Source organism: Parviterribacter multiflagellatus, assembly GCF_056863265.1.
In genome coordinates this window covers 654,581-667,376 of sequence record NZ_JBXPIZ010000001.1, presented here as the reverse complement: position 1 = coordinate 667,376, position 12,796 = coordinate 654,581, and the positions used below count along the sequence as shown (strand labels likewise).

Genomic DNA, 12,796 nt, shown 5'->3' with positions numbered 1-12,796 from the left:
CCGCCTGAGCGTCAGGCCGGCGCGGCGCTCACGCCCGCGCCGGCCGTCTCGCCGTCCGTGGCGCGCAGGAGCGCCGCGACGACCCGCGGGTCGAACTGCGTGCCCTGGCAGCGGCACAGCTCGGCGACCGCGAAGTCGTGGCCGGGCGCGCGGCGGTACGGGCGGTCGGCGACCATCGCCTCGTACGCGTCACCGACCGCGAGGATGCGCGCCTCGAGCGGGATGTCGCCGCCGGTGAGGCCGAGCGGGTAGCCGCGGCCGTCGGGCCGCTCGTGGTGCGCGAGGACCCAGCGCGAGACGTCGTCCATCCCCGCCGCGGCGACCATCCGCGCGCCGAGCTCGGAGTGCTTGCGCATCTCGTCGTACTCGGCGTCGGTGAGCTTGCCGGGCTTGTGGAGGATGTGGTCGGGCACGCCGAGCTTGCCGACGTCGTGCAGGATGCCGGCGACGCGGATGCGCTCGACGTGGTGCGGCTCCAGACCCAGCTCCTCGGCGATGTCCGCGCACAGCCGGCCGACCGTCTGCGAGTGGTCGGCGGTGCCGACGTCGCGCAGGTCGAGCGCCTCGGCGAGCACGAGGACGGCCTGCAGCTGCTCGGCAGGAGCGTCGTCGCGCACCGCGTCGAGCAGGCCGTCGGAGAAGATCACCGTGCGGTCGCGGCCCAGGTGCTTGGCCGCGTACATCGCCTGGTCGGCGTGGTCGAGCAGCACCTCGGGGTCGGTCCCGTGCTTGGGGAACGACGCGATGCCGAACGATGCCGACAGCGGCCGCCCGTCCGGCGCGCGCAGGTTCGAGCGGACCGCGCGCCGCAGCCGTTCGGCGACCGCCATCGCGCCGCGCTCGTCCACGCGCGGGAGGACGATCGCGAACTCCTCCCCGCCGACGCGGCTCACCCGGTCCGGCGAGCGCAGCTCGGTCCGGCACAGGTCGGCGAACTCGGTCAGCGCGCGGTCGCCGAAGCGGTGCCCGAACGCGTCGTTGAGGCGCTTGAACTCGTCGATGTCGGCGAGCACGATCGTCACCGGCGTGCCGTGCTCGGAGGCGAGCGCCAGCTCCTGCTCGATGCGCTCCTGGTAGCCGCGCCGGTTCGGCAGCCCGGTGAGCATGTCGCGCGTCGCGCGGTCGGCGAGCACCTCGATCAGCCGGTCGGCCCGCTCGCGCAGCGTGCTCGTCACGAGGCCGAGCGCGACCATCGTCCCGAAGACCATGATCCACGCGGTGACGCCGCCGTCGCCGGACAGCACCAGCACCGCGCCGATCGCCACCCCGGCCGCGGCGGTGAACCAGATCGCGAGCCGGCGCCGCAGGAAGTACCAGGCCTCGACGCCGGTCCACGCGTAGAGGATCAGGTACGGGCTGCTCGGGCCGCCGGAGAGCACGACCGCGGTGCTGACGAGCGTGGCGCAGTTGAGCAGGCCGACGATCAGCAGCGCCTCGGGGATGTGCGGCGCGAGGACCACGGTCGCGACCCCCGCCACGATCGCGACGGCGGCGACGATCGCGATCGGCCACCGGACGAACGCGTGCGCCTGGTCGAACGGCAGCGTCGCCGCTCCCAGGGCGCCCGAGGCGACGAAGAGCAGCCCCAGGAACCGCCACGACACGGCAGGCGTGGGAGCGGCTCCGGGTGACGTCATACAGCCGCTATCGGCGCGTTCGCGCGTGCGCACGAGGCGGGGCCAGAGGGTTGGCGCAGCAGCGGTACCGGCGCGCTCCGGTTCGGGCTCCGCGCGCACGGTGACGCGGAGGATCGGCGCGGAGGCCCCGACGGGCCTCCGCGCCGGTTGCTCACCTCCCGCGGAGGATCGTGCGACTGGCCGTGAGGCGCGAGCCCCCGGCGGTCGTCGCCTGCGCGCGGAGCTCGAAGCGGCCGGTCCGCGGGAGCCGGACCGTCGCCGTGCGGCCCGCCTGCACCGTCACCGTCCGCACCCAGCGGGTCATCCCGCCGCGCCGGACGTGGACGGTGATGCGGCAGGTGCGGAGCGTCGCGCCGGTGACGCGGCAGCCGAGGCGGACGCGGCCGCCGCGCAGGAGCGTGCGCGTGATCGTGACGCGCGCCTTCTTCGCCTTCTTGGACCTGGACGCCGCGCGGGTCGCCGCACCCGCCTTGGCGGTGCCGCTCGCCGCCGTGCCCGGCACCGGCGCCGCGCCCGGAGCGCCGCCCTCCGGCGTCGCGCCGCCACCGACCGCGTAGGGCTCACTGCGCGGCGGGTCCCCGAGCGGCCGCCCGCCCGGGCCGTCGGCGAACGTCAGCCACGGCACGGTCGGCTGCTCCCCCACGCCGGGCTTCGTCCAGTCGCACACGCCGGTCGGGAACGCCGCCTCGAGCTTCGCCCACTGCGCGTCGGTGAACGTCACGCCGTAGTCCTCGCGGCGCAGCGGCTTGAGCTGGCACTTGAGGATGTCGTTGTTGAGCGACTCGCCCGCCTGCTGCGACGGCGACGGGTAGAAGCGCACGAGCTCCGGGCAGTCCGTGCCGGGCCGCGTGACGCCCTCGACGTACTCGCACCGGTCGCCGAGGTCGGCCGGCTTGCCCTCGCGGACCTTCTGCGCGTGCGGCACGCCCCGCTCGTCGGCCTGGATGTTCTGCACCCACCGGTCCATCTCGAGCACCATCCGGTTCGCGAAGCTCAGGCTCCCCATGACCGGGAACGGGCCCTGCCACAGGACGTGGTTGTCGTGGTTTCCGAACTGCTCGTCGAGCCGCGCGCGCAGCACCTTCGACGGGTACGTCACGTGCGCGGTGACCTCGTTGGAGCCGCGGCCCTCGAGGATCGGCGTCTGGTCGAGCGTGTTGCCGATCGCCATGTAGCCCGCGCGGTAGGACGCGGCGAGCGCGCTCAGGTCCGCCTCGGTGCGCTGCGGCGTCGGCTGGAGCGTGACCGGATCCAGGCCGCCGATCCGCGCGTTGATGTCCACGAACTTCGCGGGCGTCAGCAGCCCCTGCTCCAGCGCCTTCAGGCCGTACTGCACGCCGACGTTGTCGAACGGGACGCCGACGTAGCCGGTCCGGCCCGTGCCGAGGACGTTGATGTTGTGGTCGAGCACGCCGCAGCGCACGCCGCCGGGGTTCTCGGGGCTCCAGCGCGGATACGAGTCGGGCAGCTTCCCGCACCCGCCGCTGCCGTCGATCGCCGGCCAGAACGCGAGGTCGAACAGGAAGTCGTCGAGCGTCGCGACCGGCGAGCCGTTGACCGCCGCGTGGTCGATCGGCGTGTAGAGGTTCGCGTCGAGCTTGCCGAAGAACGTCTTGAACAGGTGCCCGGCGACCGCGTGCTTGCCGGTCGTGAAGAGGTCGGCGAACGTGCACGAGACGGTGATGCCGTCGTAGAAGCCCGGGTACGCGTGGGCCAGCATCGTCTGCGCGATCGAGCCGCCCGAGCAGCCGGTGCCGAGCGTCGCCTTCACGGGTCCGTGCTGCTCGATCACGCGCTCGCGGGCCATCAGCTCGGACTCGGCGATGAGCACCGGGTTGCAGTTGTGGCCGAGGTTGTTGAGCGCCGTCGAGGCGACGAGGAAGCCCTTGCCGAGCAGCTCGGCGTTGAGCACGTCGGGCGCGCCGCCGGCGCCCCTGTCGGTGCCGCACGAGCCGCCGTGCGTGAACACGAGCCGCCGGTTCCACGCGCGCTGCGGGGCCCACGGCTCCCACGGCTGGGACGGGTCGTAGAGCGTCGCGATCTTGTACTGGTCGCGGTCCTGGTAGCCGGTCTCCAGGCGGACGACGAACGGGACCGTCTCGCCCTCGGTCGTGGTCGTCTCGGCGACGTCCGACGGCGGGCTGGCCGGGTCGTACGGCTTCAGCTCGCTGCTCCAGCGGCCCTTGTAGAGCAGCTCGTACCTGGCGGGCTCGTTGCACTGCGCGTCCTGCGCGGTGGCCTGGCAGATCCACGGCTGCATCTGCGGGCCGGAGATGAGCGGGCCGCCGTTCGGGTGGCCGGTCAGCGTCAGCCGCGCGCCGGTCCCACCGGTCTCCGCCCGCAGCTCGACCTTGCCGTCGGGGATGCCGGTGAGGAGCGCCTCGACGTGCCCGTTCTGCCGCTTGGCGAACTGGCCCGTGACGTCGGTGCCGCCGAGCGTGACCTTCGCCGCCTCCGCGCCCGCGCCGCTGATCCGCACCAGCGCGTCGCCGCCGGACACGAGGTCCGCCCGGCTGCTCAGCACCTCGATCTCGACCGCCGCCGCCGGCGCGGCCGCCGCCCCCAGCACAGCCGCCACCGCGACCACCGACCCGACAACCCTCATCCGCACTCCGAGCCTCCCAACCCCGTGCCGCCCTCCGACTCCAGGAGGACCGAGGGGACCGTACGACTTCGCCGGCGCGCGTGCGCCGGTTCGCCTCCGCGGCAGGGCGGCGCGCGCCGGGCCTGCCTCCGCGACGTAGGCGGGCGCCCGCGCGGGCGTAGCCTCCGCGCGCATGAGCGACATGCCCGAGCTGCGCTCCGGTCGCCCGTGGGCGATGGAGGAGATGATCGACGCCGAGCCCGGACTGGTCGAACCAGTTCTCGCCGCTGGTCCAACCAGTGCGCTGGCCGCGCAGGTGCGCGCGGCGGTCGAGGCGGGTGCGCCGGTCGTGCTGGCCGGGTGCGGGACGAGCGAGCACGCCGCGATGGCGGGCGCCGCGATGCTCGACGAGGCGCTCGGTGGCACCGGCGCGGTCCGCGCGCGCGACGCCTTCGAGGCCTCGCTGGAGCCGCAGGACGGCGGGCTCCTGATCGGTGTCTCCCACGAGGCGGGCACGCCGGCGACGCTCGCGGCGATCGCGGCGGCAGCCGGGCGCGGGGCGGCGACGGCGCTCGTCACCGCGCGGCCTGCCGAGGCGTCGCTGCCGGACGGCACGCTCGTCGTTGGCACGCCGCTGGTCGACACCTCGTGGTGCCACACCGTCGGCTACCTCTCGCCGCTGCTCGCCTTCTCCGCAGTTGCGTCACACCTCGCCGGAGAGACTCCGGACATCGCCGCGACCCGCGCCGCCATCGACGCCGTCCGCGCGCAGCGCGCCGCGCTCGCCGACGCGGCCGCGCAGGTCGCCGGCTGCCCCCGCCTCCTCGCCGTCGCCTCCGGGGTCGACGAGATCACCGCCCGCGAGCTGGCGCTGAAGATCGAGGAGGGCACGCACGTGCCGGTCACGCCGCTCGGGCTGGAGAAGGTCCTCCACGGCCATCTCCCCGCCGCCGACGCGGACACGGGCCTCGTCCTCCTCCGGTTCGACGCGCACGAGTCGGCGGCGCGCGACGCCCGCGCGGCTCAGGCGCTGGCCGCGGTCGCGGAGCTGTCGATGCGCTCCGCGCTCGTCACGTTCCCGGCGCCCGCCGACCTGCCCCGCGCGGCCGGCGCGCTCCTCACCGGCGCGCTCGCGGCGCAGCTCCTCACGCTCGAGCTCGTCCACGCGCGCGGCACGAACCCCGACCTCATCCGCCGCGAGCAGGAGCCGTACCGGCGCGCGGCGGACGTGGCCGAGGCCAGCTAGGCGGCCCGGCGCGGCGACCTAGCGGCGGAGCGTGACCAGGCGGCTGGTCGCCTTCGCCCCGGTCGTCGTGACCGTCACGCGCGCGCGGAACCGGCGGCTGCGGCGGAGCAGCGAGCGGCCCTTCGCCGAGACCTTGACGTTCACGGTCTTCCGCTTGCCGGCGCTCACGGTGTAGGAGGCGCTACCGAGCGTCACGACCGCGCGGCGCTTGCCGACCCTCACCTTCGCCGCCGTCCGCACGGTCACGCGGCCCTTGCAGGTCGCGCCGCCGGCCGGGCAGGCGACCGAGACGGCGATGCGGTTGCGGCGTGCCCGCAGCGAGCTGGAGCGGATCGTCGCGGCGCGGACCGTCAGGCCCGGCGCCGGACCGGGCGTGGGGGTGGCCCCGCGGTCGACGGCCTCGCACAGCGAGCCCGGGTCCTGCGGCACGACGTCGATCGCGTCGATGATCGCGGTGTCGGCGCCCGGCCCGCAGTTCAGGTTCTCGGCCAGGCCGTCGCGCGCGTCGATGCGGTCGCTGCCGGCGATCGACACGTAGAGCCCGCTGCCCGAGCCCTCGCCGTGGAGCGCGTCGACCCCTGGCCCGCCGACGATCGTGTCGTCGTTGCCGCCCCCGTAGATCGTGTCGTTGCCCGCGCCGCCGTCGAGCACGTCGTTGCCGTTCGCGCCGTCGATGAGGTCGTCGCCGCCGAGCCCCTGCACGGTGTCCGCGGACTCGCTGCGCAGGTTCACGACGTTCCGCGCGTCGTTCCCCACGAAGTTGATCGTCGGCGCGACGGCGGTGGCGGAGAGGTCCTCCAGGTCGGGCGCGTAGTTATCGCCCTCGCCGGGGTAGCCGTCGTTCGCGGCGCCGTCGAAGGAGACGCCGATCGGGCCGGACGCGCCCGTCGGGTTGCCGGTCTGGAGCGTGTCCTCACCCGGCCCGCCGACCACGACGTCGCCGCCGCCCGCGTCCTTGTCGTCGGGCGTGAGGGTGTCGTTGCCCGGCCGCCGTCGAGCACGTCGGAGCTCGCGTCACTCTGCAGGTCGTCGTCGCCGTCCTCGCCGAAGAGCTGGACGCGCTGGCCGGCGGCCTTGTCGTTGATCGACTCCGCGAAGTCGTTGCCGTCCCCGAGCCGGACGACGACCTGGGGGGTGTTCCCTGCGGACGGGCACTCGTAGCTGCCCGCGTAGTACTCGCACGGCGCGACCGGCGTGATGGCCGCCTGATCGGTGAACGTCGGCGTGGAGTCGTCGGCGCCCGAGTTCCCCCAGTTCACCGTCAGGAAGTTCGCCTCGCCGGGCGCGGCCTGGTAGGTGATCGTCGTGCCCGACACCGACAGCGTGCCGGCGTCGGCGGGGACGCTCGCCCCGAGCGCGAGCAGCGGGGTCACGACGGCCACACCGAGGACGCGCCGCGCTCCCCTGCCCGGCCGCCCGAATCGGAACGAACGCATGCCGGCATGTCTACCAGCTCGCGCGCCGTGCGCAAGGCGTTCCTGGTCCTCGCGCTCGACCGGACGACGCCGTCGCGTCCTCGCGGTCGTCCGCTCCCGGTCGGCCTAGCCTGCGCTGATGCTCGTCGACGCCCCACCGCCCGCGCCGCCCGCCGTGAGCGCCGCCCGGGTCGCCCCGGCCAAGATCTTCCTCGGCCGCGATCCGGTCCGCGTGCGGTTCACGCTCGACGCGGCCGCGGCGGTCGTGCACGTGGAGGTCGTCGCCGAGCGGGGCAGCCGGCTCGCGCGGAGGATCGTGCTTCGCCGTGTGCCCGCCGGCGCGTCGCAGCGGGTCGCGTGGAACGGCGTGACCGGCCGGGGCGACGCGGCGCGCGACGGGCGCTACCGGGTCCGGCTCGTGGTCCCCGGCACCCGCACGCGGAGGCTGCTCGGCCGGTTCGTCCTGCGCGGGCACATGTACCCGATCCGCGGGCCGCACCAGGATCGCGGCGGCATCGGCTACTTCGGGGCGCCGCGCAACGGCGGACGGACGCACGAGGGGTACGACGTCAACGCGGCGTGCGGCACGCGGATGGTGGCGGCCCGCGCGGGGACGGTCGTCCGCAGCTGGTACGACCCGGTGCTCTACGGCCACGAGGTCGTCGTCCGCGACCGCTTCGAGGGCCGCGAGTACCGCTACTCGCACCTGCGCGACCGGCCGCTCGTCCAGCGCGGCGACCGCGTCCGGACCGGCCAGCAGATCGGCTACGTCGGCGACACGGGGAACGCGCGCAGCGTCGGCTGCCACCTGCACTTCGAGCTGCGCAGCGCCTCCGGGCGCCTGCTCGACCCGGAGCCCTTCCTCCACGCCTGGGACCGCTTCGGCTGATGACGCGCGAGATCGCGCCCGCGCGCGCGTGAGAGGCTGTGCGCATGGCGAGCTACGAGTACACGACGACGGTGATCACCCACGGCTTCCTCGGGCGCAAGGACGAGGAGCTCGACCGCAAGGCCCTCGAGAAGGGCCTCAACGAGATGGGCGCCGAAGGGTGGGAGCTGGTCAAGGTCCTCACGCACACGGCCCTCCACGGCGAGAAGGACGGCCACCTGCTGCTCTTCAAGCGCGCGCTCGCCTGACGCGCGGGCGCGTGCTGTCACTTCAGAGCCTGAGCCTGGCCGAGCGCCAGACCGTCGCCGCGTGGGCGGCGGACTGCGCCGAGCGGGTCCTGCCGATCTTCGAGGCCGAGGCGCATGACGACGCCGGCCCGCGCGACGCGATCGCGCGCACACGTGGCTTCGCTCGCGGCGAGCTCGACGTCGCCGACGAGATCCGCCGCCGCTTCGAGGGTGGCGGGAGCGCGCGGAAGGTCACCCCTCCCGCGGCCGCGGCCGCCCGCGCAGCCGGCCAGGCCGCAGCGGTCGCCCACATGGGCGCGCATGCGCTGGGCGCCGCCGGCTACGCCGCCAAGGCCGTCGCGCTCGCGTCGCCCGCACGGCCGGGGGACGCCGCCGCGGACGAGATCCGCTGGCAGCTCGACGCGATGTCCCCGGAGGTTCGCGCCGCCCTCCGCCGGCTCCCGCTCCTCGGCGAGAGCTCGGCCGGCCCGCTCGGCCCGGGGCTGCTCACGCGCGGCGCGGTCGGCGCGGCGATCCGCGACCTCCAGGCACAGCTGGCCTGACCGCCCCGGCGCTGAGCCGTCCGAGGTCCTCAGGCGCCCTGCGCCGCCGGCCGGACAAGGTCCGCTTCGACGATCGAGCCGCCCGTGATCGGGACGCCCTCGCGAGGCGCGACGCTCGCCGCGGGGTCGCGGAAGCCCTTGACGATCAGGTAGACGCCGAGGACGCCGCCCTCCCAGATCATCTCGGGGAAGCTCAGCAGGCCGCCGACGCCCGACATCTGCTCCCACCCGCCGAACAGGGCGCCGAGCGCGTTCACCAGGCACAGCGAGCCCCCGACGAGGCCGATGACCGCCAGGCGCCGGGGCAGCAGGCCGGAGCGCAGCATCGCGTAGCCGAGCAGGAGCCCGTTGCCGATCGCCACGCAGAAGCCGGGCCCGAGCAGGAACGTCCAGTCGTGCGCCGCCACGAACGCCTGCGCCGAGGTGACGAGCGAGCCGTCGGCGCCCACGCCCTCGGTGCGCAGCGTGAGCACGGACAGCAGGCTCACGACCCCGACCGCGATGAGCGTCGACTCGACGATGCGCGACGCGACCCAGCCGAGGGCCAGCGTCGGCTGGTAGCGGCGGAGCACGGGATACAGGACGACGGCCGTGCCGACGTTCGTCACCACCAGCAGCACCTCGAGGAGCGCGCCGACCTGGATCTGCGTCGACGAGCCGTCGCCGAGCACCCAGCGGGGCTCGTCGAGGAGCGGCCCGTACAGCGCGAACGCGGCGATCGCGGTGACGAACGTGAGGAGGAACAGCACGCCGATCGTGCGGGCGGCGCGGCGGTCGGAGTCGGTGAGCGATGGAGCTGGCATGAGGTGACCTTCGTCGTTGGACTTACGCTGTAAGCTTACGCCGTAAGGTACGCTTGTCTCCGAAGCCCTGTCAACCGCATGTCGCCCACAAGCCACCGCGAACCCCTCACCCGCGACCGCATCCTGCGGGCCGCCCTCGCCCTCGCCGACAGCGAGGGCCTCGAGCGCTGCACCATGCGCCGGCTGGGCGCGCAGCTCGGCGTCGAGGCGATGTCGTTGTACCGGCACGTGGCGAGCAAGGAGGACCTCCTGGGCGGCCTCGTCGACCTCGTGTTCGGGGAGGTCAAGGTCGCCGCGCCGGGCACAGCCCCGTGGCGCGAGGCGATGCGCGACCGCGCGCGCTCGCACCGGACCGCCATGCGCCGGCACCCGTGGGCGATCGGGTCGATGGAGGGACGGATGCGGCCCGGCCCGGAGAGCCTGCGCGTGCACGACGCGACGCTCGGGGTCCTACGCGAGGCGGGGTTCCCCTTCCGCGACGCGGTGCACGCGAACTCGGTCCTCGACGCGTACGTCTATGGCTTCGCGCTGCAGGAGCGCGACCTCCCGGCGCGGGCCGACGGCGCGACCGCCGAGGTGATGCGCGAGCAGGCCCGGCACGTGCCGCAGATGGAGGACTACCGCTACCTCGTCGAGGCGATGGGCGAGTTCGCGGGCGGCGGCTACGACTACGACGCCGAGTTCGCGTTCGGGCTCGAGCTCGTCCTCGACGGCATCGAGCGCCTGCGGTCCTAGCCCGCCGACACCGCGGCCCGACCCGCGCGCCGGCCGCCCCGCGCAGCTAGTCGCCGTCCGGGGCGGGCGCGCCGAAGTGGTGCTCGACGAGCCGCTGGAGCAGGCGGTCGAGCTCGGCGCGCTCACGCCGCGACAGCGGTGCGAGCAGGTCCTCGTGCGCGCGATCGAGCGCCGCGTCGAGCCGGCGCAGCTCGCGCTTGCCGGCCGTGGTGATCGAGACGGCGTTGCGGCGCGGGTCGTCCTCGTCCGGCGCGCGCCGCGCGAACCCGGCGGCCTCGAGGTCGTTGATGGCGCCGGCGACCTCCTTGCGGTCGATCCCCAGCCGGCGGCCGAGCTCGGCCTGGCTGATGGGGGCGAACTCCTCCAGCGCCGCCAGGAAGCCGTACCGCATCCGCCCGACCGGGCCGCCGGCCTCCTGCACGACGAGGCGGTAGGCGCGCCCCGAGGCGTGGCTGAGCAGCCAGCTCGCCCGCTGCCACAGACGACGGGGCGGAACGAGCCGGACGAGGCGGGTCGCGCTGTCCACGGCAAGGACGATATCGGCTTGGCGTTGGCACTCCCAACGCCACCGTCTAGCATTGGGTGCCCCAACGTAGGGTCCCCCAACGCAAAGGATGGTCGTGCCTTCGCTCTCGTTGACCTCTCGTGCCCGCCGCCTGCCGGCCGGCCGGGCCGCACGCGACATGTCGGTGTGGCGGCTCGGCGGCGTGATCGTCTTCGGCGCGTTCACCAGCCAGCTCGACACGTCCGTCGTCAACGTCGGCCTCGACAGCATCGGCCGCGAGCTGCATGCGTCGCTCGGCGAGGTCCAGTGGGTCGCCAACGCCTACCTCCTCGCGCTCGCGGTCGGCCTGCCGCTCACGGGCTGGCTCGGGCGCCGCGTCGGCGTGGGCCGGCTGTGGCTGGCGGCGCTCGCGGCGTTCACCGTCGCGTCGGCGTTGTGCGCGCTCGCACCGGACGCCGAGTCGCTGATCGCGCTGCGCGTCGTCCAGGGCCTGACGGCCGGCCTGCTCGTCCCTGCCGGGCAGACCGTGCTCGGGCAGGCCGCCGGCCCGGAGCGGCTCGGGCGGGTGATGGGCGTGCTCGGGCTCGCCGTGAGCCTCGCTCCGGCGATCGGGCCCGTGGTGGGCGCCCTGGTCCTCGAGGTCGCGTCCTGGCGATGGCTGTTCCTCATCAACGTCCCGATCGGCCTGGTCGGCCTGGTTCTCGGGCTGCGGACCGTGCCGCGCGGGACGCGAGGCGCCGCCCCGCCACTCGACCTGCTCGGCCTCGCGCTCGTCGGCGCGGGCCTCCCCGCCGCGGTGTACGGCCTGACGCGCGTCGCGGACACCGCGACGATCGCCGACCCCGTCGCCGCGGCGACCGTCGCCGGAGGCGTGCTCGCCCTGCTCGGCTACCTCGCGCATGCGCGCCGCACGGAGCACCCGCTCCTCGACCTGCGCCTCTACCGGGTGCCGGCGTACGCCGCGGGCAGCGTCACGGCGCTGCTCACCGGGACGGCGCTGTTCGGCGCCGCGCTCCTCTTCCCGCTGTACTTCCAGCTCGGCCGCGACGCCGACGTGCTGGACACCGGCCTGTCGCTGATCACGCTCGGCGCCGGCACCGCGCTCATGTCGCCGGTGAGCGGCACGCTGACCGACCGCTTCGGGGGCGGGATCGTCGCCGTCGGCGGGATCGTCCTGACCGTCGCCTCGACGGTCCCCTTCGCGCTGCTGCCGACCGACGCGGGCGCCGCGACGCTCCAGCCGCTCCTGTTCGTGCGCGGCATGGCGATCGCGCTCGCGATGACGCCGGTGATCACCGCGGTCTACGCCGCCGTCCGCCCGGAGGCGCTGCCCGACGCGACGACCCAGCTGAACATCGTCATGCGCCTCGGCGGAGCGCTCGGCGGGGCGCTGCTCGCCGTCGTCGTCGCCGACGAGCTGCCGGCCGGCGCCGAGCACGCGTTCCACACCGCCTTCTGGTGGCTGACCGCGTCGTCGCTGCTGGCACTCGTCCCCGCGCTGCTGCTGTGGCGCGCCACCGCCGTCCCCCAGTCCAACCCCAGGAAGGAGCACCGCGGATGATCCGCATCGCCATCGTCACCGGAAGCACCCGCCCGGGCCGCAAGTCGCCCGTCGTCGCGCGATGGGTGCAGGAGCACGCCAGCCGCCGTACGGACGCCACGTTCGACGTCGTCGACCTGGCGGAGTTCGCGCTGCCGCACCTCGACGAGCCGGCGCCCGCGGCGCTGAGCGCCGACTACCAGCAGCCCCACACGCGGCGCTGGTCGGAGACGATCGCGGCGTACGACGCGTTCATCTTCGTCACGCCGGAGTACAACCACTCGGCGCCCGGCGTCCTCAAGACCGCGCTCGACTTCGTCTTCCGCGAGTGGCACGACAAGGCCGTCGGCTTCGTGAGCTACGGGCTCCACGGCGGCACGCGCGCCGTCGAGCACCTGCGCCAGGTGGTGGCCGAGCTGAAGCTCGCCGACGTCCGGACGCAGGTCGCCCTCTCGATGTTCCACGACTTCGTGGACATGGAGACGTTCCGCCCCGCGGACCACCACCTCCCCACGCTCGACCGGATGCTCGACGAGCTCGTCGCCTGGGCCGAGGCGCTGCGGTGGCTGCGCGACCGCGCGACCGACCCGGCGCGCGCGGCCTGACGACCCGCGCCGGCCGACGACCCGCCCCGGCGGCGCGGCGCGCCGTT

At 74.7% G+C, this 12,796-nt stretch carries 12 protein-coding genes; 7 read left to right on the top strand and 5 right to left on the bottom strand.

Features of this window, described 5'->3' with window-relative positions; translation table 11 throughout:
* Window positions 1–11: 11 nt before the first annotated feature.
* Complete coding sequence (locus AC1UE5_RS03010; protein ID WP_482920578.1) at window positions 12–1,604, bottom strand: bifunctional diguanylate cyclase/phosphohydrolase; 1,593 nt, start codon at window positions 1,602–1,604, stop codon at window positions 12–14.
* 184 nt (window positions 1,605–1,788) lie between these two features.
* The gene (locus AC1UE5_RS03005) at window positions 1,789–4,242 is read right to left on the bottom strand and encodes a DUF6351 family protein (RefSeq protein ID WP_482920577.1); all 2,454 of its coding nucleotides are present in this window, start codon (window positions 4,240–4,242) and stop codon (window positions 1,789–1,791) included.
* Window positions 4,243–4,414: 172 nt separating this feature from the next.
* On the opposite strand from AC1UE5_RS03005, the gene AC1UE5_RS03000 reads away from it, so the two are divergent.
* On the top strand, window positions 4,415–5,467 hold the full coding sequence (locus tag AC1UE5_RS03000) for a hypothetical protein (RefSeq protein ID WP_482920576.1): 1,053 nt from the start codon (window positions 4,415–4,417) through the stop codon (window positions 5,465–5,467).
* Window positions 5,468–5,485: 18 nt separating this feature from the next.
* Here the strand turns inward: AC1UE5_RS03000 and AC1UE5_RS02995 are convergent, their stop codons facing one another.
* Window positions 5,486–6,400, bottom strand: a complete 915-nt coding sequence (locus AC1UE5_RS02995; protein WP_482920575.1) for a calcium-binding protein — start codon at window positions 6,398–6,400, stop codon at window positions 5,486–5,488.
* 621 nt (window positions 6,401–7,021) lie between these two features.
* Between AC1UE5_RS02995 and AC1UE5_RS02990 the strand changes: the two genes are divergently transcribed.
* From AC1UE5_RS02990 to AC1UE5_RS02980, 3 genes are read left to right on the top strand one after another with little or no spacing between them, the layout of a single operon-like run.
* Window positions 7,022–7,771, top strand: a complete 750-nt coding sequence (locus AC1UE5_RS02990; RefSeq protein ID WP_482920574.1) for a M23 family metallopeptidase — start codon at window positions 7,022–7,024, stop codon at window positions 7,769–7,771.
* 44 nt (window positions 7,772–7,815) lie between these two features.
* Complete coding sequence (locus AC1UE5_RS02985; RefSeq protein WP_482920573.1) at window positions 7,816–8,019, top strand: DUF4177 domain-containing protein; 204 nt, start codon at window positions 7,816–7,818, stop codon at window positions 8,017–8,019.
* Window positions 8,020–8,030: 11 nt separating this feature from the next.
* Window positions 8,031–8,561 carry a putative immunity protein gene (locus tag AC1UE5_RS02980; RefSeq protein ID WP_482920572.1) on the top strand — a complete coding sequence of 177 codons (531 nt, stop codon included), beginning with the start codon at window positions 8,031–8,033 and terminating at the stop codon, window positions 8,559–8,561.
* Between the two features lie 29 nt (window positions 8,562–8,590).
* Here AC1UE5_RS02980 and AC1UE5_RS02975 read toward each other — a convergent pair whose 3' ends face one another.
* Window positions 8,591–9,364, bottom strand: coding sequence for a DUF4386 domain-containing protein (locus AC1UE5_RS02975; protein WP_482920571.1), 774 nt, complete (start codon window positions 9,362–9,364; stop codon window positions 8,591–8,593).
* Window positions 9,365–9,442: 78 nt separating this feature from the next.
* Between AC1UE5_RS02975 and AC1UE5_RS02970 the strand changes: the two genes are divergently transcribed.
* Window positions 9,443–10,099, top strand: a complete 657-nt coding sequence (locus AC1UE5_RS02970) for a TetR/AcrR family transcriptional regulator (protein ID WP_482920570.1) — start codon at window positions 9,443–9,445, stop codon at window positions 10,097–10,099.
* A gap of 46 nt (window positions 10,100–10,145) precedes the next feature.
* Here the strand turns inward: AC1UE5_RS02970 and AC1UE5_RS02965 are convergent, their stop codons facing one another.
* Window positions 10,146–10,625 carry a MarR family winged helix-turn-helix transcriptional regulator gene (locus AC1UE5_RS02965; protein WP_482920569.1) on the bottom strand — a complete coding sequence of 160 codons (480 nt, stop codon included), beginning with the start codon at window positions 10,623–10,625 and terminating at the stop codon, window positions 10,146–10,148.
* A gap of 109 nt (window positions 10,626–10,734) precedes the next feature.
* Between AC1UE5_RS02965 and AC1UE5_RS02960 the strand changes: the two genes are divergently transcribed.
* Window positions 10,735–12,165 carry a DHA2 family efflux MFS transporter permease subunit gene (locus tag AC1UE5_RS02960; protein WP_482920568.1) on the top strand — a complete coding sequence of 477 codons (1,431 nt, stop codon included), beginning with the start codon at window positions 10,735–10,737 and terminating at the stop codon, window positions 12,163–12,165.
* Window positions 12,162–12,749, top strand: coding sequence for an NADPH-dependent FMN reductase (locus AC1UE5_RS02955; RefSeq protein ID WP_482920567.1), 588 nt, complete (start codon window positions 12,162–12,164; stop codon window positions 12,747–12,749). The genes AC1UE5_RS02960 and AC1UE5_RS02955 overlap by 4 nt, the downstream gene beginning before the upstream one ends.
* Window positions 12,750–12,796: the final 47 nt, after the last annotated feature.

Bases quoted from the DNA above. Each gene is read 5' to 3' on its own strand.
- AC1UE5_RS03005 (WP_482920577.1), bottom strand. From the start codon at position 4,242: ATGAGGGTTGTCGGGTCGGTGGTCGCGGTGGCGGCTGTGCTGGGGGCG.
- AC1UE5_RS02975 (WP_482920571.1), bottom strand. From the start codon at position 9,364: ATGCCAGCTCCATCGCTCACCGACTCCGACCGCCGCGCCGCCCGCACG.
- AC1UE5_RS02990 (WP_482920574.1), top strand. From the start codon at position 7,022: ATGCTCGTCGACGCCCCACCGCCCGCGCCGCCCGCCGTGAGCGCCGCC.
- AC1UE5_RS02970 (WP_482920570.1), top strand. From the start codon at position 9,443: ATGTCGCCCACAAGCCACCGCGAACCCCTCACCCGCGACCGCATCCTG.
- AC1UE5_RS03000 (WP_482920576.1), top strand. From the start codon at position 4,415: ATGAGCGACATGCCCGAGCTGCGCTCCGGTCGCCCGTGGGCGATGGAG.
- AC1UE5_RS02985 (WP_482920573.1), top strand. From the start codon at position 7,816: ATGGCGAGCTACGAGTACACGACGACGGTGATCACCCACGGCTTCCTC.
- AC1UE5_RS02955 (WP_482920567.1), top strand. From the start codon at position 12,162: ATGATCCGCATCGCCATCGTCACCGGAAGCACCCGCCCGGGCCGCAAG.